The organism is Glutamicibacter halophytocola, from assembly GCF_001302565.1.
Taxonomy (GTDB): domain Bacteria; phylum Actinomycetota; class Actinomycetes; order Actinomycetales; family Micrococcaceae; genus Glutamicibacter; species Glutamicibacter halophytocola.
In genome coordinates this window covers 3,556,420-3,576,428 of sequence record NZ_CP012750.1, presented here as the reverse complement: position 1 = coordinate 3,576,428, position 20,009 = coordinate 3,556,420, and the positions used below count along the sequence as shown (strand labels likewise).

The window sequence follows — 20,009 nt, the reverse complement described above, 5'->3', positions numbered from 1 at the left end:
TCTACCCCAGAAGACGTGATACACGGTCAGCGAGCTGATCAAATATGCGGTCCAGACTTCTAATCTGTGTTCGTGAGCCTTCCAAGACCACGCCCACTTGGTTTAATTGCTCATCCGTAAGGGCAAATACTGGAACCTTATACTCTTGAGACTTAGGAAGAAGGCTGTTAAATTCCTGAATCTGGACAAGGACTCTGTCGTCTTCAACGCCGATCTCAGCATACTTCTCATCATCGAAAGTTAATCCAGCGGCCTTTAGTGCAGGAACAAATTGATTCCTAGACGCCGTCTTGACTTTTTCTATCCACTGGCGGAAAGGTCCTGTTGGTGTACCGTATGGATCATCAATCGTCGGCTTCCTATATAGTCTGTACCGTTGAACTATGACCCCTCCAAGTTTAAGTCGAGGACTAGGATAGGGATACGAGGCATCCCTTAGAACTTCGTTTTCACTGGCTGCCTTCGCCCAACGCAGCCATCGAGGCAAAACTGCAGATAGTGACCGTAGAGCCATTATCGAGAAAAAGTCAGGCGAAGTGGGCACAATAAGAAGATCGCTTATGGTGACAAGGTTCTGGTTTAGCGATCCTAAACTTGGGCTCATATCAATGAGCACGTAGTCTGCGTTCAGCTCTTCAGCCGTTTGAGACAATAGATAATAAATGGAACCCGGAAGGTTGCGCAAAGACGCTATTGACCCGGCTAGCTCTTGGGCAATCCCAAGAGAAACCTCATATTCTCCAACCCGTAGATGCCCAGGTAACAGGTATAGTCCTTCGATACCGTCAATTTCTACACAGTCCACAGGTTCCAAGAGTTTAGGCTCTGAGTCAAAGGCAGGTTTTAACGCACCGAAAAATGTCTTGTGAAAATTTTCTTCCCAGAAATCTTCTGTTTTCTGTTGTGCGTTGTCAAAAGAATCGCTCTCTTTATCCCCGATGTTCTCAGCAGGATTTTCATCATCTTCTGTGTGTTCAATCGGATGAAGACCAAGTGCGACACCCGTGAGGTTGCACTGTGGATCCGCATCAACCATTATGACGCGTTTTCCCTGGCTGGCTAACTTCCACGCCAGGTTGAAGGTCGTCGTTGTTTTTGACACGCCGCCTTTGTGGTTGAACATCGAAATTATCTTGAAAGACATAGCGCTCCTGAATCTTTCGTTGGAAGGAAACTTCGTGCATCTCATAAGATCCACTTAAAAATAATTTTTACACATTGAGCATAAATTTCAGCTGTTTCATAGAATTCTTATGAAAATTTTTGTGGTCATATCACAAATTTACTCTATCGAGATATTATTGGTGACTGCCCAAATGTTTTGCCAGTCAGAAGACTGCGGGAAAGTCAGAATCGGGAACTCTTACAACCTAAGGGTTGCAGGACGTCTCGAAAAAGATATCTCCGCAATGAAAAACCCGCGGGAAATCAACAGCACCTGGTTCTTACAAGTATGTGTAATAACTGGTTTATCGGAATCATGGTGAAACTAATAGTTGTGGGTCAGTCCTAAATGGCCGAAAGCAACCTGACTGGATCTCCTGGCTCATCCACCAACTTACAGTCGGATGGTTGAGGGCTCCTTGATCTCAAAGTCACCGATCTCCGTCACGATGACCCTTTGACCGGCTACGGGCTTTACCAGGCACAGACAAAAATATCGGGCGCGCGCCGGCTATCCGGCCAGCAGCGGGCCACGCACCACCGGGGATGGCAATTACGAAAGTGTGGTTCCCGACCCAGTGGGCAATCTGGTCGAAATTACCATATAGCGGGACTTGCTGCGGAATCTAACAGGAGGCCCTAAGGATCGCCGAGCCAGGGTCCACGCCAGCGCAATCTGCACGAAGATCAGGCGCTCTGCCGGGGAGGGAAACTGCGTGCTGGAAAGCACGGCTCCAGCGGCCCGTCTTTCCGAAATCGAGGACGGCATAAATATCCGCGCCCGCGGTGATGATAACTAGTGCTGCCTTGAAGCCGTTTGCGTTCAATGGCGACCGAACGCCGGTAGCAGGGAATGATATGCGCCTTATGGCAGGCGTGCATTTGCTGGCATCTCGTCTGGCAGCATGGCCACACCGGATTTTCACTGGTAGACGCGAAACTGGCGAGCGGTACGGCCAATTGGTAGCGTGCCGACCGCAGTGGCGCCAATACCGTTTCCTGCATCGGGGTGATCGGCCCGGAAAATCAAGCCAAGAAATTCAATCCTTAAGAGCAGGTGCGGTGTTCGATGCCGATCAGGATAGGAAATCTGCCCAAGACCCGCGATCCGGGCTCAGGTAATCCCCTTCAAGTACCCGCCTTTCTTGGTGCTTTGCCCCGATAAGTGCGGGCTGCAGCTCGGTCTAGGAGCACACCTGCTACCTACAAGTGGTCTAGCGATTTGATCGTTCTGGAAAAAGTCATCGTTGGACAGATTCTGACTTTGGCGGATCAGGAACTGCCCAACGACGGTTTTCTGAAAAAGCTGATTGGCTATTCAGCGCCAGCGGATGCCAGAGCTTGCCGTGGGTCTGGCAACTGGTATCGCTTGCCCGCGAAGCTCGAGGCCTGCATGGCGTGGCAAGAAGGGACAACGTGGGCTACGGCAGTGTTTTGCCAGTACTTCACGCGGAATTCGGCAATTGTCACCGAGCTGAGACGGTCGAAGAATTCTCCGATGGTGACCGTGGCAGGGGAAGGGGCAACGACGCGCAGCGCCGATTGCGGTGTGGTGATGTGGAGCATGCGCAACTCGTCGCTGCGCGAATCGAGCATGGCGACCAGCACTGCTCGTCCGTGGATGGAGACCATCGCCATCACGTCATTAAGCGATTCGCTGGAGCGGGCCATCACGATGGGCATGCCTGGTGACCAGCCGTACGAAGTCAAATGGGACTTGCCCTCACGGGTGGCGAGAAAATCAGCGACCCTCATGGCGGTCTGGGTTCTAGCAATTCGGCCTGGCATTTTAGATACTTCCCCTTCTTGCATTCCTCAGTGAATATGGTTCATCCCAGGACCCGGTGCGATGCGCCTGCGCCTCATCGATCGTTCCTGTCTGCGTGGACCATCGAGTGATCCACAGTGGCCACGGTGGTGCACTAGGCCATGCTCAAATCTGCGTGCCTAGCTCCTCCCGTTGGCCGAAGGCCCTCGGTGGCCGTTAGGGCCGGGGTCGCGAAAGGATCGTCCAACCAGCCGTCGGCGTTGCCGGAATCCTGGAGGCGTTCTAGTTGCGGCAAGAGATTTTCTCGGCCGGCCACCGCGAACTGCAGGTTTCGCACTTCGAACTGGATGCCCAGAGCCTGCTCCATCTGCGGCAACAGGTGGTCATTGACGTACTGCATCAGCGCCGTGACGTGTTCTTCGCTCTTTGCTGTGCAGGCCAGGTTGACGACCAGCTTTTCCGGGGTCCCCTGGATAGTGCAGAACGCCGAATGAACTGTGCTTTTGATTTCGCATTGCTGTGTCCCGAAGAATGCTATGTCCTGCATCCTCGCCGCCCATGCGTTGTTGCCTGCGTTTTTCTTATCTGCGGAAACTGCTAACTGCTCTTTCATGTTGTGCTCCGGCACTGGTCAGTGTTTCGTAGTAGAATATATGTAGACTGGCTAACTATTAGATAGGCTACATTATTTTTTTCAGAAAAGGCAAGCGGGAATTTAACAGCGTGGAGCGAAAGGCCCTCAAGTTCATCGGGCATTGTGCTCGTATCCGACGAAAGGAGTTCTCATGAGCCACTATGAGTCAAGTGGATATTGGTATGGTGATGGCCAGTCGGCCCCGGAGGCCGTTGACTTGCTGAACCTCATGCGCCGCTATCGCGACGCAGAGCGGAACATGCGCGCCAATACCCGCGGATCCATGGGGATGAACGAGACCGACATGACAGCTTTGCGCTTCTTGCTCGGAGCGCACCGGAAGGGCGAAGTGCCTCGTCAGCGTGATTTCGCCGAAAAACTCGGCATTTCCAATGCCTCGGTCTCAGCCCTGATCGATCGGCTGTGCCGCGACGGGTATGCGCAACGGGTCATGCATCCGGCCGACCGCAGATCGGTAGGCATTATCCCGACGCAGTACAGCGACACCGAAGTGCGCGGAACTTTGCAGCAGATGCATGAGCGGATGATGGCTGCCGTGGATGGGCTCAACGTAGAAGAGCGAAAGGCAGCAGCAAAATTCTTGAATGCCCTCATTGCCAGCGTGGAGTGGAATGATCTTGATCTAGGCCATGCAGCGCAGCGCGATCACGAGCTTCGCGATGTACCGGGGAGCAACCTTACATCTTCCTAGGGCGACAGCCGGGAATCGGTGCTCAGCTCCGTGGGAGTGATATTCCTTCGTCAAGCGGGGTAGAGGGAGCATTCCGGCAGAGATGCCATTCAAGGCAGCGGCTTCGATCCTCTATCCAAAGTTTCCCGCCGATTCTGAAGAAAACCTTGAGGCGGATGCGCCAGCTGCGCTGGATGCGTAGGTTGAAGCCCAGCGGAGATAGGCGACCATAAAAGAGAGGGTGATTTGAATGCCACGCAGGCGCATTGAAGTCAGTGTCAGTCATGACGAGTTCGAAGATCTCAACAACGCGCTTGAAGACCACCGCAATGGCTTCACGGATATGGCAGCGGAAGCGTCCAACGGCCTTGGCCTGGAACCCGAGTACTGGGCGGGCCGGGCCAATGAAGTCCAAAGCCTGCTCGAAAAAGTCCACGAGCATAGCCGTGAGGAAACGGCAGCGGCCGACGGCTCGAATCGAACCCGGGGAAGCGGGCATCGGGCAGACCGCGAGGCACAACAGGACCCACGTGACTAAGCCGTACGATGGCCCAGAGAATTCTGGATCACTATCGACCGCGGGCGCGCCCTTCAAAGGGCGCGCCCGCGGTCGATGTCTTGATAACTAGGCGCGCTTGCGGGTCAACAAGCCCCAGATGACGAGGACAACGAGTGACCCGCCAATAGCCAGCAGCCAGGTCGAGAGCGACCAGAACTGGTTGATTCCCACATCGAAGACCGCGGAGCCGATCCATCCGCCAACGAGCGCGCCGACGATACCCAAGAGCAGCGTCGCGATCCATCCGCCGCCCTGCTGCCCGGGTTTAATGGCCTTGGCAATGGCCCCGGCGATCAGCCCCAAAACGATCCATCCTAGAATGCCCATGGAGATCTCTCCTTTGCTCAGTTTCACGGTGCGTCGGTAGTGCCTTCTGGCACCGCCTTCCAGATCAGCAAGGTACTAGAGGCAGCGGAAGCATCGATGCCAAGCTGAGTGCAACCTGAGAACCTGGCCATTGCGGTGCCCGGAAAATCGCCATGGCAATTAGCACATCCAAGAGGAGATGTGCAACGCATCGTGCCGGAACAGGTGGGCGCAACAAAGCGGTTTGCGAGAAAACCCGCCGCGGCGATCCGCGTCAGCCCGCTGCGATGCCCAGGATAAAGCCCGTTCGGTTTTGCAGTGCGAAGGATCCTGATTGCTTCGGCCCAGCAAGCAGGCATTCTGGCAGTACAAAGGCCGGGCAGCTGTTCATGGTGAACAGCTGCCCGGCCTTTTCTACTGCTAGCGCCTAGCTGGCGGAAGTGGCCAGCGAGAGTCCGCGCAGGCGATCCATCTGCGGATCGTACAGCGGGTCATCAACCACGGTGGCGGCAATCGGCCTGCCGAAGTACTCGATCTGGACCGAGTCGCCGGTTTCCACCGACAGCGGAAGCCATGCGTAGGCGATCGGCTTGCGGACCGTGTAGCCGTAGGCGGCGCTGGTGACGTAGCCGGCAGGCTTGCCGTTGACGTACACCGGCTCCTTGCCCAGGACCACCGACACGCCATCATCAACGGTGAGGCAGCGCAGGCGCTTGGTGGCCGCGGCGGCGCGCTCGGCCAGGGCCGACTTGCCGACGAAGTCCACGGTCTTGGCGGCCTTGACCGCAAAGCCCAGGCCAGCCTGTTCCGGCTCGTGCTCGCTGGTCATATCGGTGCCGAAGGAGCGGAAGCCCTTCTCCAATCGCATGGAGTTGAAGGCCTCGCGGCCGCCGGCAATGATGCCCTGCTCCTGGCCGGCCTCGAAGAGCACGTCCCAGAGCTTGGCGCTGACATCCGCCGAAGCGTAGAGCTCCCAGCCGAACTCGCCCACGTAGGACAGGCGCATGGCGGTGACCGGGATGCCGGCAATGGAGATCTGCTTGGTGCGGAAGTACTTCAGGCCCTCGTTGCTCATGTCATCGTCGGTGACCTTGTTCATCACGTCCAGGGCCAGCGGGCCCCATAGGCCGATGCACGAGGTGCCGGCGGTGATATCGCGCACGGCGGCCCACTTGCCCGGGTTGGCGGCGTTGAATTTCTTGGCCTCGCGGTTCAGGTAGGCGACATCGACATTCGAGTTGATGCCGGCCTGGTAGACCTCGTCGGACAGGCGTGCCACGGTGATGTCGCTGGTGATGCCGCCGGCGGCATCGAGCAGCAGGGTGTAGCTGACCATGCCCGGGGCACGCAGCATGTTGGCGGTGGTCAACCCCTGCAGCAGTTCACCGGCACCCGGGCCGGTGACCTCGACGCGCTTGAGCGGGGTCATGTCGAACATGGCCACCGCGGTGCGGGTCTTCCAGGCTTCCACCGCGGCGATCGGGGAGTGGAACTTGTCGGACCAGGCATCGCGTTCCGGAGCGGACCATTCCTCGGGCAGCGACTCCAGCAGCGCGGCGTTGGCCTCGTACCAGTGCGGGCGCTCCCAGCCGGTGCCTTCCAGGAAGAAGGCGCCGAGTTCCTGCTGGCGGGAGTAGAACGGGGAGGTGCGCACGGCGCGCGGCTTGGTGCGCGGCTCCAGCGGGTGGCGGACGTCGTAGATTTCCACGAAGTTCTGCTGCGAGGTCTCGCTGACATACTCCTTGGTGGTCTGCATGTCCTCGAAGCGGTTCAGGTCGCAGTCGCTCAAATCGGTGCTCGAGGTGCCGGTGGCGATCAATTCGGCCACGGCCTTGGCGATGCCCGGAGCGTGGGTGACCCAGACGGCCTCGGCCGCGTAGAAGCCCTCGACTTCCTTTGACTGGCCGACCAGCGAGCCGCCGTCCGGGGTAAAGGAGAAGATGCCGTTGAAGCCGCGCTGGATCTGCGTGTTGCGCAGATCCGGCAGCAGTTCCTGGGTGGCTTCCCACTCGGCGGCGAAGTCCTCGGGGGTGAAGTCCAGCGAGGAAGGCATGCGCTCGTGGGTGATCTCCTCGGGGCGGTAGGACTTGAGGGTATCGAGGTCCACCGGCATCGGGCGGTGGGCGTAGGAGCCGATGCCGATCCGGTCGCCCCATTCGCGGTAGTAGAGGTCGCGGTCCTGGTAGCGCAGGATCGGGCGGCTGGCGCCGTTGGGCAGCTCGTTGACGCCGGCCAGCGATGGAGCCGGGGTGGTCCAGACGAACTGGTGGCCCAGCGGCAGCAGCGGGATCGAGGTGCCAACCATCTCCCCGATCTTCGGGCCCCAGAAGCCGGCGCAGGAGACGACGATGTCTGCCTCGAAGCGGTCCTCGCCGCAGATCACCGCGGTGACCTTGCCGCCGGAGACCTCGATGTCGGTGACGATGGTGCGATCGCGGAATTCCACGCCTGCGGCCTTGGCGCGTTCCATGACCAGCGCGGTACCCTTGGCGGCCAGGGCCAGGCCGTCGCCCGGGGTGAACAGGCCGCCCAGCACCTTGCCTTCGGCCAGCATCGGGAACTTCTTCAGGCACTCGTCGGCGTCGATGACCTCGGCATCGACCCCGTAGGAGCGGTTCCAGCCGGCGCGGCGGTGCAGGTCGGCCAGGCGCTCTTCATTGGTCGCGATCTCCAGGCCGCCCACCGGGAGGAAGGAGCTGGTGCCGTCGGGGCCGATCAGGGAGCTGAGCTTCTTGATGGTGTACTGGGCGAACTCCGTCATGGACTTGGACGGGTTGGAGGAGTACACCAGCCCCGGAGCATGCGAGGTGGAGCCGCCGGGAATGCTCAGCGGACCCTGCTCGATGACCAGGGTGTTGGTGTGGCCCAGCAGGGCCAGCTCGTCGGCCAGGTTGGCGCCGACAATGCCGGCGCCGATGATGATGACCCGAGGGGAAACAGGGGACATGGTGACTCCTTTAAAACTGGTTGGCTAAGTGTGTGGCGGAACTGGCGACTAGGCGTCGATGACCAGATCCGAGGTAGCGGTGGAACAGCACGGGAGGAATTTGCCGGCGGAGATCTCCCGGGCACGGATGCCGCCCTGGTGGTTCATGGTCACCTCGCCGGAAAGCTTGACGACCTTGCACGAGCCGCACATGCCCTCCTGGCAGTTGGCGCCGATGCGCACCCCGGCGCGCTGGGCCGGGCCCAGGATCTTTTCCTCGGGGTTGATCTTGACGTTGATCCCCGAGCGCACGAAGCTCATGGTGATGGTGCCTTCGCCCACGGTCTCGAAGCCCGAGGTATCTGGCGGGAGCTGCTCATCGACCGGCTCGGCGGCCGGCACCGGGGCATCGGCTGCAACCGCGATCAGCTCCTGGCCGCTGGCCTCGATGGTGCCGGTTTCGTCGTAGTCGGGCTCGTACATGCCCAGCTCTGGCGGCTGGCTCTCGTAGAACTCCTCCACCGACTCGGCCACTTCCTCGGCGATGGACTCGGCCAGCACGATCTCCTTCTGGTATTCCAGCAGGGTCTTGCGGTCGCCCGAGAAGAACTCCATGAAGACCGAGGTGTCATCCACCCCGACCTCGCGCAGCAGCTGCGTGGCCGAGTTCAGGTAGCCTTCGGGTCCGCAGGCGAATACCTTGCGGCCGTTGGCATCCGGGGCGACCTCGTTGATCATCTTCGCCGAGAGCCGGCCGGAGAAGCCCTTCCAGCTCTTGGGCTTGTCGCGGTCGCCCAGGGAGTAGAACACCTTGATGCGGGTGTCGACCTTGGAAATGTATTCCAGCTCCTGCCAGAAGGCGAAGTCCCCGGGCACGGTGCCGTGGCAGAGCACGATCACATCGGCCTGGCCGGGCAGGGAGTGGATGGTGCGCACCATGGACATGATCGGGGTGATCCCGGCGCCGGCGGACAAGAACAGGTAGCGGGCCCGGCGGTCCGAGTCGCCCAGGTGGAAGGCCCCGACCGGTCCGAGCATATCCAGCACCATGCCCGGGCGCAGGTTCTCGTGCGCCCACGAGGAGACCAGGCCCTTGGGGTCGCGCTTGATGCTGACATTGAAGGTCCACGGAACGGTGGGCGCGCTGGAGATGGAGTAGCTGCGGTCCACCGTGTCTTCGCCGTCGCCATAAACAGGGAAGGCGATGTTCAGGTACTGGCCGGCGCGGAAGGCCAGCGGCGCGCCATCGAGGCGGCGGAAGACGAAGGTCATCAGCCCGCCGGCTTCCTCGATGTTCTGCACGCATTCAGCCAGGAACTCCTGCGGGTGCCAGGGGCCCAGCGCCTTGGCGGCGCTGGCTGCCTGGTCCTGGGTGCTGAGCACCCGGTTCCATGGCATTTCCAATCCGCGGATGCGCTGCGCGGTGGAGGTTCCCACTATGGTTGCGCCTTCGCTCATGCCAGGTGCTCCAGCACGCGCTGGGTGTACCAGTTGATGAAGGCCTCGACCTGGTATTCGCTCTTCATGTACGGGCCCTGCTGGTAGGCGGGGCTGCCCGCGCCGGTCTGGCACAGTTCCACGAAGGCCTTGTCCTGGATGTTGGTCTGCTTCCAGGTGTGGGTCAGCTTCTCCAGGTCGTAGTCGACGCCTTCCACGGCGTCATCGGCCACCAGCCAGGTGGTGCGCACCAGGGTCTGGTGCTCGTTGATCGGATAGGCGCCGAAGGTGATCACGTGGTCGGACTGGAAGTGGAACCAGGAGTTGGGCTGCAGGTGCATGGAGCAGCGGCCCAGGCGGAAGTCGCGCAGATCGCCCAGCAGCTTCTTGGACAGGCGGCGGCCGTCAGGGGAGAAGGACTCGCCCTCGCCATCCAGGGATTCGCGGGAGATGCGGATGCCGGCGATGCGGGTGTCGAGCTCCTCGACGACCTCATAGGGCAGCCCGTAGCGGCGGCAGCGTTCTTCCAGCGCCTCCTTGGCAGCCTTGTTGCGCTCCCAGACCTCTTCCAGGTGCGGCGGGACCAGTTCATCGGTCAGGCCCCAGGTCGGGAACAGCGAGCAGGCCAGTTCCGGGTGCCCATCGCAGTGGTAGCACTCGCGGTTGTTTTCCATCACCAGCTTCCAGTTGCCTTCTTCGATGATGTCCTGCTGGTAGGCGACCTTGGCGCTGCCCAGGTCGTGCGGTGCCAGGTAGGGCTCGAAGATCGCGGAGACCTCGTCGAAGTCGGTTGGCGGCTCGGCGGCGATGGAGACGAAGATCAGGCCCGCGTGGATGCGGCCGTGGGCGCGCTTGAGAGCGAAGCAGTTCTTGTCGAAGTCGATTTCGCCAGGGGAGGAGGCGTGGATCAGGTCGCCTTCGGGCGAGTAGGTCCAGGAGTGGTAGCCGCAGACCAGGTTGCCGGTGCTGCCGGCGGACTCGGTCAGGACCCGGGCGCCGCGGTGGCGGCAGACGTTGTGCAGGACGTTGACCCCGCCATCATCGGTGCGCAGCACGATCAGCGAATGCGGACCGTAGTCCAGGGTGACGTAGTCGCCTGGCTCTGGCACTTCGGCCACGCTGGCGGCAAAGAGCCAGTGGGTGCCGAAGATGGCTTCCATCTCGACCTTGAAGATCGCTGGGTCGGTGTAGAACGGGGCTTCAAGGGAAAAGCCCTTGCGCCGGTTCTGGAAGAGTTCGGTAATTTCGGCGAGCTGTTGAGTCTCCACAGTCGAAGCGAGCTTGCCACGCGTGCTGCGCGCGGCACTTACCGAAGCGGTCATCTGTTACTCCTAGAAACACAGCGCCTGAGCGCCTTTGGGGTGTGGTGGTGCGGTGAGCTGGATCACGGAAATGATCAACCGCATGAATCGAGACTAGGAATAATTAGTGTCCATGAAAAGCGCAAGATTTCGAATGAAATCATGCACAATTAGTGCATGATTGATCCACGCTTGAGCACCCTCCGGGTCTTCTCTTCCACCGGCAATGTGGCACGGACTGCGGAACTGACCGGATACTCGCCCTCGGCGGTCTCGGCGCAGCTGCGCGAGCTGCAGCGCGGCCTGGGGATCCAGCTGCTGATCAAGGACGGGCGGGGGGTGCGGCTGACCGCTGCCGGGCGGCACTTTGTGGCGGGCCTGGACTCGATTGTGACGCAGTGGGAGCTGCTGATGGCCTCCTCGCGCACCGCCTCGGGGCAGCTGCAGGCGAGCTTTGGCCTTGGCGGATTTTCCACCGCGGCTGCCGAGCTGCTCGCCCCGCTGGCAGCCAAGCTGCGCACCAGCCGGCCGGAGATGGAAGTGCGGCTGGTCGAGGCCCAGCCCCAGCGCTGCCTGGACCTGCTGCTCTCCGAGCGCATCGACCTGGCGGTGATCGTGGCCAGCCAGTCGCAGACCGGCACTCTGGTGCAGGCCCGGTTCGAGCAGACGGTCCTGCTTGATGACCCGCTGGATGTGGTGCTGCCTGCCGACCATCGGCTGGCAATGAACAAGTCGGTGTCCCTGGAGCAGCTGGCTGATGATCCGTGGATTACCGAAGCCGAGCACTCGGTGTACCGGGCGCTTTTTGTCGCCGCCTTCACCTCGCTGGGCGTCACCCCGCACATTGCCCACGAAGCGGTGGAGTGGGAAACCATGATCGCGTTCATCGGGGCCGGGCTGGGGGTCGGCTTGCTGCCGCGGCTGGCCACCTTGGGCAGCGTCGATAATGTGGTGCGCCGTCGCATTACCGGCGTGGCCAAGCCCTCGCGCCGCATTGTCGCGGTCACCCGCAAGGGATCCCTGGGTTCTCCGATGATCGAGGAATCCTTGAAAATTCTGCAGGACACGGCCAAGGAAATTATTTCCCAGCGGTCAGCCGAAGAACTGGACTGATTTGCCGGGCAGAAACGACGGCATCCGACGCTGATTGCTACGCAACGCTATTGACATGGATCACACACATGAGGAGACTTTCCTACATCCGATTAGTATCCAACTGATATTTCATGCGAAAGGTCTGGCATGGGCAACCTAGCAGTAAGTTATGCAGGAGCGGGCAAAGTCGAGCTGATCGACACCCCGTACCCGGAATTCGAATTGAAGGATGGCCCGGGAGTCCACCCGGCCAACATCGGGCGCCAAGTCCACCACGGCGTCATCCTCAAGACCATCGCCACCAACATTTGCGGCTCTGACCAGCACATGGTCCGCGGGCGTACCACCGCACCGGAAGGCCTGGTACTCGGCCACGAGATCACCGGCGAGGTTGTGGAAGTCGGCCGCGACGTCGAATTCCTCAAGGTCGGCGACGTGGTTTCGGTGCCCTTCAACATCTCCTGCGGACGCTGCCGGAACTGCAAGGCCGGGCAGACCGGCATCTGCCTGAACGTGAACCCGGATCGCCCGGGCTCCGCCTACGGCTACGTGGACATGGGCGGCTGGGTCGGCGGCCAGGCCGAGTACGTGCTGGTCCCCTACGCGGACTGGAACGCGCTGAAGTTCCCGGACCGCGACCAGGCCATGGAGAAGATCCTGGACCTGACCATGCTCTCGGACATCTTCCCTACCGGCTTCCATGGCGCAGTGGGCGCCGGCGTCACCGTCGGCTCCACCGTCTACGTGGCAGGTGCCGGTCCGGTGGGCATCGCCGCCGCCACCTCGGCGCAGCTGCTGGGCGCCGCAGTGGTCATCGTCGGCGACCTGAACGAGGACCGCTTGGCCCAGGCTCGCGCCATGGGCTGCGAAACCGTCAACGTTGCGCTGGGCGATCCTGCCGATCAGATCGAGCAGATCCTCGGCGTTCCAGAGGTCGACTGTGCCATTGACGCAGTGGGCTTCGAAGCCCGCGGCCACGGCCACGGCGCAGCCACCGAACAGCCTGCCACCGTGCTGAACTCCATCATGGAGATCACCCGCGCCGGCGGCAGCCTGGGCATCCCGGGCCTGTACGTCACCGGAGACCCGGGCGCAGTCGACGAGGCCGCCAAGGTCGGTTCGCTGTCCATGCGCTTCGGCCTGGGCTGGGCCAAGTCCCACACCTTCGTGACCGGCCAATGCCCTGTAATGAAGTACCACCGCGGCCTGATGAATGCGATCTTGAACGACAAGGTCTCGATCGCCAAGAACGTGAACGCCACGGCGATCTCGCTGAAGGACGCTCCGAAGGGCTACGCCGAGTTCGACAGCGGCGTAGCAAAGAAGTTCGTGCTGGACCCGCACGGTCTGATCGGCGCCTGATACACGCGCCCATCTGAACTCGTGGCAGCAACCGGGCTGGAGAGCTGGCGTGCCAGCCCGGTTGCCTGCCAGCGCCTGCCCGGCCCGGGCCGGCGCACCCCCTCTACACCCTCAGCATCATGAAGCCACTCGTGATCTGGACACAGGCCGGCCGCCGCGGACCACACCCAACAGGCGCCCCGCCTCTTCCCCCTCCCTGAAGGACATGCTATGAAGAGCACTGAGCAACCTGTCAAAGACCTCGTCAGCGAGCTGCATTCGGCGCGAAGACGAAGGCCCCGGCGCTATCTGAGCAGCGGCACCGACTATTGGGTATTCGGCATCGCAGGAATTCTCACCCTCGCGTTCATCGTGTGGGGCTTCGTCTCGCCCGCCGGCCTGGGCAGCGTCGCATCCACCGCCCTTGACTGGGTCATCACCAAAACCGGCTGGGTCTTTGTCATCGCGGCAACGGTCTTCACCATCTTTGTCCTGGTGGTCGCCGCAAGGAACTTCGGCCGCATCCCGCTGGGCAAGGACGATGAACGGCCGCAGTTCAGCACGGTCTCATGGATCTCCATGATGTTTGCCACCGGCATGGGCATCGGCCTGGTGTTCTATGGGGTCGGCGAGCCGCTGTACTTCTACATGGTTCCGCCACCAGAAACCGTGGGTGGCCAGACGTCGGCCGCCGTGGGCACCGCCATGGGCACCACCTTGTTCCACTGGACCCTGTTCCCCTGGGCGATGTACGCCATCGTCGGCTTGGGCATGGCCTATGGCAGCTTCCGCCTGGGCCGCCCGCAATTGTTCTCCTCGATGTTCTCTTCCATCTTTGGCGAGCGCGCGGTCAATGGCTGGGGCGGGAAAACCATCAACATCCTGGCCATCTTGGCCACGCTCTTCGGCTCGGCCTGTTCGCTGGGCCTGGGCGCACTGCAGATTGGCGGCGGCATCCAGTCCGCAGGCATCATGAACTCCGTGGGCTCGGGAATCCTGGTCTTGATCATCGCCATCCTGACCGCGCTGTTTGTCGCTTCGGCCGTCTCCGGCATCGAGCGCGGCATCCAGTGGCTGTCGAACATCAACATGGTCCTGGCCGTTGCGCTGGCGCTGGTGGTCTTCATCGGCGGACCGACGCTGTTCATCTTGAACGTCATCCCGAATGCCGTAGGCTCGTTCATCGCCGATCTGCCGCAGATGGCATCGCGCACCGCTTCCTCGGGCGACGGGGATATGGCCAGCTGGCTGTCCTCGTGGACCATTTTCTACTGGGCATGGTGGGTTTCATGGACCCCATTTGTGGGCCTGTTCATCGCGCGCATTTCCCGCGGACGCACCATCCGCCAGTTTGTCACCGGCGTGCTGCTGGTTCCATCGGCGGTCACCCTGCTGTGGTTTGCGATCTTCGGTGGCGGTGCCATCGGCATCCAGGAACGCGCAGAGCGCGGAGGAGACATGGCCCAGGCGCTGACCAGGATGGTGGATGGCGCACCGGATATCAACTTCGACTCGATCCTCTTCAGCCTGCTGGACAGCCTGAATCTTCCGGGATGGATTGCCACCGGCTTGATGGTTCTCACCGTCGTGCTGATTGCGATCTTCTTTGTCACCGGCGCGGACTCGGCTTCCATAGTGATGGGTGCCTTGAGCGAGCGCGGCGCCGAGGAGCCAACCAAGAAGTCGGTGATCTTCTGGGGCGTTTCGGTCGGTGCGGTGGCTGCCGTGATGCTGCTGGCCGGTGGAGATCATCCGGCGGCCGCCCTGAACGGCCTGAAGAACATCACCATCGTTTCGGCTCTGCCCTTTGTGCTCGTGATGCTGCTGCTGTGCGTGGCGCTGTGGAAGGACTTGAGCCGCGACCCGCTGGTGCTTCGCGAAAAGGTGGCCCAGGAAGTCCTGGAGCAGGCCGTGGATGAAGGCATTGACCGCCATGCCGGCGAGCACTTCAGCCTGATGACTTCGGAACAGCCGATAGTCAAGGTTTCTGGCGACGAGCCGGTAATTCTGCCGGCTCCCGATGTGGCGCCAGTGGCGGCAGGAGAAGAGCTGGATGATGAACAGGGCGGGGAGCGGGATACCGATCTGGAACCGGAAGGTGCCGGCAGGTAATTGAAATACCAGCGGCGCCCCTTGGCCTTTGGGCTAGGGGGCGCTGCGCAGCGCCTGCTCAAAGTGGGCGACATGCTCGGTGACCAGCTTTGCTGCCAAATCGGCGTCACCGTCCAGAATTGCCCGCAGCAGCGCCGAGTGCTCCTTGATGTGTTCGGCAATGGGCGGCATCTGGTCGATGACCAGGCACCAGATGCGCGTCACCAGGTTGTCCAGGCGCACGAGGGTTTCCTCAAGATGCTTATTGCCGGCGGCCTTGTAGATCAGCCGATGCATCTGGATATCCAGCAGCAGCAGGGAGCGCTGGTCGAGCGCGGGATCCAGCGAGTCGATGCGCGCCAGATAGCCGTTGAGCTGGGCGCGGATTTCTGGATCCCTGTTGGCGGCGGCATTGCGTGCGGCTACGGGCTCCAGCACCTGGCGCATTTCGGAGATGTAGTTCAGCTCATGGAAATCCACGGCCGTGGCAAAGGTTCCGCGGCGTGGATAGGAAACCACCAGGTGGTCCGTCTCCAGGCGCTTGAGCGCTTCGCGCATCGGGGTGCGTCCGATGCCCAGTTCCTCGGCCAGTTGCGGTTCGTGGATCGGGTGGGTCGGAGCGATTTCAAGCAGCATCAAGCGATCGCGAAGTGCCGCGTAGGCGCGGTCCGCCATTGAGCCTTGTTCCGTAATGGTGCTTGAGAATTCCGTGGGCATTGAAAATTCGCTCTCTTCGCTGTTCAAATCTCATTTGCAATAGTCACAGAGTATCGCTTGCGCGGGGATTCTTTGATTTTTCCCCGCGAATTCGGCACATTTTGGACCAGAATTGCGCTGAAATGCTACGTGTTCAAAGAACTTGGAAATCTCCGAAGAAATCTTGTTGACGCTGTGCTGGCTCACACATAGTATTGTGATCAGCTATTGATATATCAGACTCTTGATCAGGATTTCCGGCTCATCAAAGCCAGGGATCACAAGGGTGGCCGGGGCGGCAACCAGCAACGGAGCAAAGCCTCGCTCAAGGACGGTTTGCAGTCCCAGGACCACAACACGCCACCATTATTTCTCAATCACCACCACGAGCCATGGCGAAGCTAGCGCTATCTCGGCGAATGCAAGGAGCGGCACGATGACCGAACCGAATAACAAATACGTCCTGACCTTCACCTGTGCCGAGCGCGCGGGGATCGTGCATGCGGTCACCGGCCTGCTGCTGACTCATCATGGCAACATCCGCGAACTCAAGCAGCATGACGACCAGCGCTCCGGCACCTACTTCCTGCGTATTGAATTCGAGATTTCTTCCAGCGAAGGCAACGACCTGGACATCGCCGACCTCGAATCCAATCTCAAGGACCTGGCGGAAGAGCACGAGGCAAGCTGGGGCCTGCGCCCTGCGGGCCAGAAGAAGCGCGTGTTGATCATGGTCTCCAAGTTCGGCCACTGCCTGCATGACCTCCTGTTCCGTTCGCGGATCGGCGAACTGCCAGTGGAAATCGCCGCAGTGGTTTCCAACCACCCGGATCACCGCCAGCAGGTTGAGTGGAACGGCATCCCCTTCTTCCACGTACCAGTTACCGCTGCCACCAAGCCTGAAGCAGAAGACAAGCTGATGGAGCTGGTGGACCGCTTCGACGTGGATCTGGTCGTGCTGGCCCGCTACATGCAGATCCTCTCTGATGACTTGACCCGCAAGCTCAGCGGACGAGCCATCAACATTCACCACTCATTCCTGCCATCGTTCAAGGGCGCGAAGCCTTACCACCAGGCCTTCGAACGCGGCGTGAAAACCGTAGGTGCCACCGCGCACTACGTGAACAGCGAACTGGATGAGGGTCCAATCATCACCCAGAAGGTGCAGGAAGTGGACCACAGCTACGAGCCTGAGCACCTGGTCGCCGCTGGCCGCGACACCGAGTGCAAGGCACTGTCCGATGCAGTACGCTGGCACTGCGAGGACCGCGTCTTCCTGGACGGTTCGCGCACGGTCGTGCTGCGCTAGATCAGCCATAAACGCAGAAAGCCAATCACGGATGAAAGTTGCCGTGATTGGCTTTCTGCGTTAATCAGTATTCTGTTTTCCTTGAGGGGCCTTGTTCTTCGGCAAGTACAAGTTCCGGCTTCTGGTTCGACCGGTGTCGCGTCGATGCGTCGATGCGTCGATGCGCGCGCTGTCGGTGCCGGGCTGGAACTATTGCTAGGCAGGGACCGGTTTCCCGGATTGGGGTCATCAACTCTTTCATCACCTGCGGCTCAACGTCGTGATGGAGCCACCGGGCAAGGATCTGCACTGCTTGGTTCGCGGCATTTGCCTGACCGAGCCAGGGCTCCCACTTCATGTGGAGTTTTCGCCGGGGAGCTTCGCGCTTCCGTCCGCCCGGAGCGGTTTCGGCTAGCGTTTGCGCAGCGGAGCCACCCAGGGTTCACCGAAGATCAGCTGAGTCCGGCAGTGGGCAACTTGGGGCAGGGCAAGGAGCTTGTCGATGATCAGCGTCTGCAGTTCAGTGCTGTTGGCGACTGCGACATGGACCAGATAATCTTCGCTGCCGCTGACGTTGTACAGCGCGAGGGTTTCAGGCAGGGCAAGTGCTTTGTGCACGAAGTCATTGGCGGTGTCGCGGGCATGCGGGCGGATCTGGATGCCAAGGAATGCCTGCTCGCCTTTGCCCAGCAAACTGGGCAGCACATGGGCGCGGGTGGCGACAATGGTGCCGTTGCGGCGCATCCGCCTAACCCGCTCCAGGCAAGTGCTGGGAGCAATTCCCACTTTGGCTGCGATCTCCTTATTCGGCAGGGTCGCATCTACCTGAAGTAATTCCAAAATTGCCCAATCTACCGAATCCAATTCGGGAGATTTGCCTAATTTCATTTCTGAGTCGCTCACTCAATGATTCTAGCGAATCCGGCCCATAGTCTGAAGCTGGAATAAAGCTGGTGGACCGGAGGGATGCTATGGGAATTGAATCGTGGGCGGCCTTCGTCCTAGCGCTATTAGTGGCCTTGGCGGTGCCCGGCCCGGACTTGGCATTGGTGGTGCAATCTACCACTCGGTCGGTGCGGCAAGGAGTTTCCACAGCCGCGGGCGTGGTCACCGGGCTGATGATGCATGCGCTGCTGGCGGTGGCGGGAGTGACCACGCTGCTGATCTCGGCGCCAGGGGCCATGGCCGTTGCGCAGGCCCTGGGATCCATGGTCCTGTTGTGGATGGGGTTCAGCATGCTGCGCGCTGGACTGTCCCGGGCAGGCAACGCAGTGCCAGCCACGGTTGCTCGAAGCCGGAGCGGATACGCCCGCGGGCTGATCACCAACGCGAGCAATCCCAAGGCGCTGCTGTTCTTTGCGGCGATCCTTCCCCAGTTCATCGGCCAATCCGAGGGTGCCTGGTACCGGACCGTGCTGCTATGCGCGACCGTGGTCATCGGTGCCGCATTGTGGTGGTCAGGAGCTATCGCGGTAGTCCGGTTCTCCGGAGTGCATCAATCGCCAACCGCAGAGCGAGTCGTGACCGTGGCCGGCGGAGCGTCCTTGGTGGCAATTGCCATCGGGCTGCTGGCTGCGGCGGCGCTGGGACTGGTCCACGCGTGGGCCTGAGGGCTTAGAGGGATAAATAATTGATCAGGGCACCCATCCGGTGCCCACTGGAAAGGAAGAACAGATGACCCGCATACTGATTGCCGGCGCCGGTGCGACCGGCGGAGCTTTGGGAGCCCGTCTGCTGGCAGCCTCAAGGGAAGTCACATTCCTGGTGCGGGAACGCCGCCAGAGGCAGCTTGCCAAAGACGGACTGCGCTTCAGCGCTCCCGACACCCAAGGCACCTGGCCAGTGCGGGCTGTTACCACTCTTGCGGATGAAAAACCCTTCGACCTGGTGATCGTGGCGGTGAAGGCTCCGGCCATTGCCGGGCTGATCCCGGAACTATCCGGCGCCCTGGACAAGCACACGCGCATCCTGCCGCTGCTCAACGGTATGGCGCATATTGATGCCCTGGAGGAGGCCTTCGACGGGCAGGTGCTGGGCGGCATCGTGAAGATCGTCGCCACCTTGGACGAGCAGTCAGTGGTCCGCCAGCTGACCGGTTTATGCCAGCTGGGCCTGGGCGGATTGCACGGGCTGCCGGTCCCAGAGCCGTTGATTGCAGCACTGGACGTGGATGGCATTGAGATCCAAGTGCTGGAGCAGGTAATGGACAAGCTCTGGGAAAAGTGGGCCTTCATCGCCGCAGCCGGCGTGATTACCTGCCTGTTCCGCGGCAATATCGGCGACATCCTGGCCGCTGGGGGAGAGAACATGATCCTGGAAGCCATCGGCGAATGCGAGCGGATCGCGTCTGCGGCGGGCCACCCGGTCAGCAAGGAAGGCCATGAGCAGTCCCTCGGCCTGCTCACCGAGCGGGGCAGCGAATTCACTTCTTCGCTCTACCGCGATCTGGGCCACGGGGTCCCGGTCGAAGCCGAGCACATCATCGGGGATTTGGCCGCTCGCGCCAAGCAGCTGGGCATCGCCGCACCGCTGCTGCATGCCGCGCTTCTCCAGCTGCGCACCCACCAGCAGTCGCTGCTGCGCACCGGTGCGCCCGGCCGTTGATGCGCTGCGGCTGGCCAGAAAATTCGGGCCGAAGGATCTGGCGCGGGAATTTCCCGGAACAAATAGCGCCAAGGCCGCGATGGAAGGGCAATCTGGCTCTTCCATCGC

The 20,009-nt window shown here is 61.0% G+C and carries 17 protein-coding genes; 8 read left to right on the top strand and 9 right to left on the bottom strand.

Going from position 1 to position 20,009, the window contains the following annotated elements; genetic code table 11:
- Nucleotide 1 precedes the first annotated feature (1 nt).
- The 3 genes from AOZ07_RS16500 to AOZ07_RS16490 form a co-directional block, all read right to left on the bottom strand.
- Entirely contained in the window at nucleotides 2–1,144 is a 1,143-nt protein-coding gene (locus tag AOZ07_RS16500) for a ParA family protein (protein ID WP_060702979.1), read from the bottom strand.
- A 1,334-nt stretch (nucleotides 1,145–2,478) separates the two neighbouring features.
- Nucleotides 2,479–2,952: a hypothetical protein gene (locus AOZ07_RS16495; RefSeq protein WP_060702978.1), complete on the bottom strand. Its 474-nt coding sequence runs from the start codon at nucleotides 2,950–2,952 to the stop codon at nucleotides 2,479–2,481.
- 134 nt (nucleotides 2,953–3,086) lie between these two features.
- On the bottom strand, nucleotides 3,087–3,545 hold the full coding sequence (locus AOZ07_RS16490; protein WP_060702977.1) for a hypothetical protein: 459 nt from the start codon (nucleotides 3,543–3,545) through the stop codon (nucleotides 3,087–3,089).
- A 172-nt stretch (nucleotides 3,546–3,717) separates the two neighbouring features.
- On the opposite strand from AOZ07_RS16490, the gene AOZ07_RS16485 reads away from it, so the two are divergent.
- Both AOZ07_RS16485 and AOZ07_RS16480 read left to right on the top strand, forming a co-directional pair.
- Nucleotides 3,718–4,278, top strand: a complete 561-nt coding sequence (locus AOZ07_RS16485; protein WP_060702976.1) for a MarR family winged helix-turn-helix transcriptional regulator — start codon at nucleotides 3,718–3,720, stop codon at nucleotides 4,276–4,278.
- Between the two features lie 229 nt (nucleotides 4,279–4,507).
- Complete coding sequence (locus tag AOZ07_RS16480; protein ID WP_060702975.1) at nucleotides 4,508–4,795, top strand: hypothetical protein; 288 nt, start codon at nucleotides 4,508–4,510, stop codon at nucleotides 4,793–4,795.
- A gap of 87 nt (nucleotides 4,796–4,882) precedes the next feature.
- Here AOZ07_RS16480 and AOZ07_RS16475 read toward each other — a convergent pair whose 3' ends face one another.
- The 4 genes from AOZ07_RS16475 to AOZ07_RS16460 all read right to left on the bottom strand — a co-directional run bounded on the left by AOZ07_RS16475 (nucleotide 4,883) and on the right by AOZ07_RS16460 (nucleotide 10,807).
- Nucleotides 4,883–5,143, bottom strand: a complete 261-nt coding sequence (locus AOZ07_RS16475; RefSeq protein ID WP_060702974.1) for a GlsB/YeaQ/YmgE family stress response membrane protein — start codon at nucleotides 5,141–5,143, stop codon at nucleotides 4,883–4,885.
- A gap of 406 nt (nucleotides 5,144–5,549) precedes the next feature.
- Nucleotides 5,550–8,069 (bottom strand): GcvT family protein, encoded by a 2,520-nt coding sequence (locus tag AOZ07_RS16470; RefSeq protein ID WP_060702973.1) that lies wholly within the window; start codon nucleotides 8,067–8,069, stop codon nucleotides 5,550–5,552.
- 48 nt (nucleotides 8,070–8,117) lie between these two features.
- Nucleotides 8,118–9,506, bottom strand: coding sequence for a flavin reductase family protein (locus AOZ07_RS16465; RefSeq protein ID WP_060702972.1), 1,389 nt, complete (start codon nucleotides 9,504–9,506; stop codon nucleotides 8,118–8,120).
- Entirely contained in the window at nucleotides 9,503–10,807 is a 1,305-nt protein-coding gene (locus tag AOZ07_RS16460) for an aromatic ring-hydroxylating oxygenase subunit alpha (RefSeq protein ID WP_060702971.1), read from the bottom strand. The genes AOZ07_RS16465 and AOZ07_RS16460 overlap by 4 nt, the downstream gene beginning before the upstream one ends.
- A gap of 156 nt (nucleotides 10,808–10,963) precedes the next feature.
- Here AOZ07_RS16460 and AOZ07_RS16455 point away from each other — a divergent pair, with 156 nt between their 5' ends.
- The 3 genes from AOZ07_RS16455 (at nucleotide 10,964) to AOZ07_RS16445 (ending at nucleotide 15,334) form a co-directional block, all read left to right on the top strand.
- Entirely contained in the window at nucleotides 10,964–11,899 is a 936-nt protein-coding gene (locus tag AOZ07_RS16455; RefSeq protein WP_060702970.1) for a LysR family transcriptional regulator, read from the top strand.
- A gap of 129 nt (nucleotides 11,900–12,028) precedes the next feature.
- Nucleotides 12,029–13,243 carry a formaldehyde dehydrogenase, glutathione-independent gene (fdhA, locus tag AOZ07_RS16450; protein ID WP_060702969.1) on the top strand — a complete coding sequence of 405 codons (1,215 nt, stop codon included), beginning with the start codon at nucleotides 12,029–12,031 and terminating at the stop codon, nucleotides 13,241–13,243.
- A gap of 210 nt (nucleotides 13,244–13,453) precedes the next feature.
- Nucleotides 13,454–15,334: a BCCT family transporter gene (locus tag AOZ07_RS16445; protein WP_084793321.1), complete on the top strand. Its 1,881-nt coding sequence runs from the start codon at nucleotides 13,454–13,456 to the stop codon at nucleotides 15,332–15,334.
- Nucleotides 15,335–15,367: 33 nt separating this feature from the next.
- On the opposite strand, the gene AOZ07_RS16440 is transcribed toward AOZ07_RS16445, so the two are convergent.
- Complete coding sequence (locus AOZ07_RS16440; RefSeq protein ID WP_060703531.1) at nucleotides 15,368–16,030, bottom strand: GntR family transcriptional regulator; 663 nt, start codon at nucleotides 16,028–16,030, stop codon at nucleotides 15,368–15,370.
- Nucleotides 16,031–16,445: 415 nt separating this feature from the next.
- Here AOZ07_RS16440 and purU point away from each other — a divergent pair, with 415 nt between their 5' ends.
- Nucleotides 16,446–17,318: a formyltetrahydrofolate deformylase gene (gene purU, locus AOZ07_RS16435; protein ID WP_060702968.1), complete on the top strand. Its 873-nt coding sequence runs from the start codon at nucleotides 16,446–16,448 to the stop codon at nucleotides 17,316–17,318.
- 390 nt (nucleotides 17,319–17,708) lie between these two features.
- Here purU and AOZ07_RS16430 read toward each other — a convergent pair whose 3' ends face one another.
- Complete coding sequence (locus AOZ07_RS16430) at nucleotides 17,709–18,200, bottom strand: Lrp/AsnC family transcriptional regulator (RefSeq protein WP_098945521.1); 492 nt, start codon at nucleotides 18,198–18,200, stop codon at nucleotides 17,709–17,711.
- Nucleotides 18,201–18,268: 68 nt separating this feature from the next.
- Between AOZ07_RS16430 and AOZ07_RS16425 the strand changes: the two genes are divergently transcribed.
- Both AOZ07_RS16425 and AOZ07_RS16420 read left to right on the top strand, forming a co-directional pair.
- A complete protein-coding gene (locus tag AOZ07_RS16425; RefSeq protein ID WP_060702966.1) occupies nucleotides 18,269–18,907 on the top strand; it encodes a LysE family translocator in 639 nt (212 codons plus the stop codon).
- Between the two features lie 64 nt (nucleotides 18,908–18,971).
- Nucleotides 18,972–19,901, top strand: a complete 930-nt coding sequence (locus AOZ07_RS16420; protein ID WP_060702965.1) for a 2-dehydropantoate 2-reductase — start codon at nucleotides 18,972–18,974, stop codon at nucleotides 19,899–19,901.
- Nucleotides 19,902–20,009: the final 108 nt, after the last annotated feature.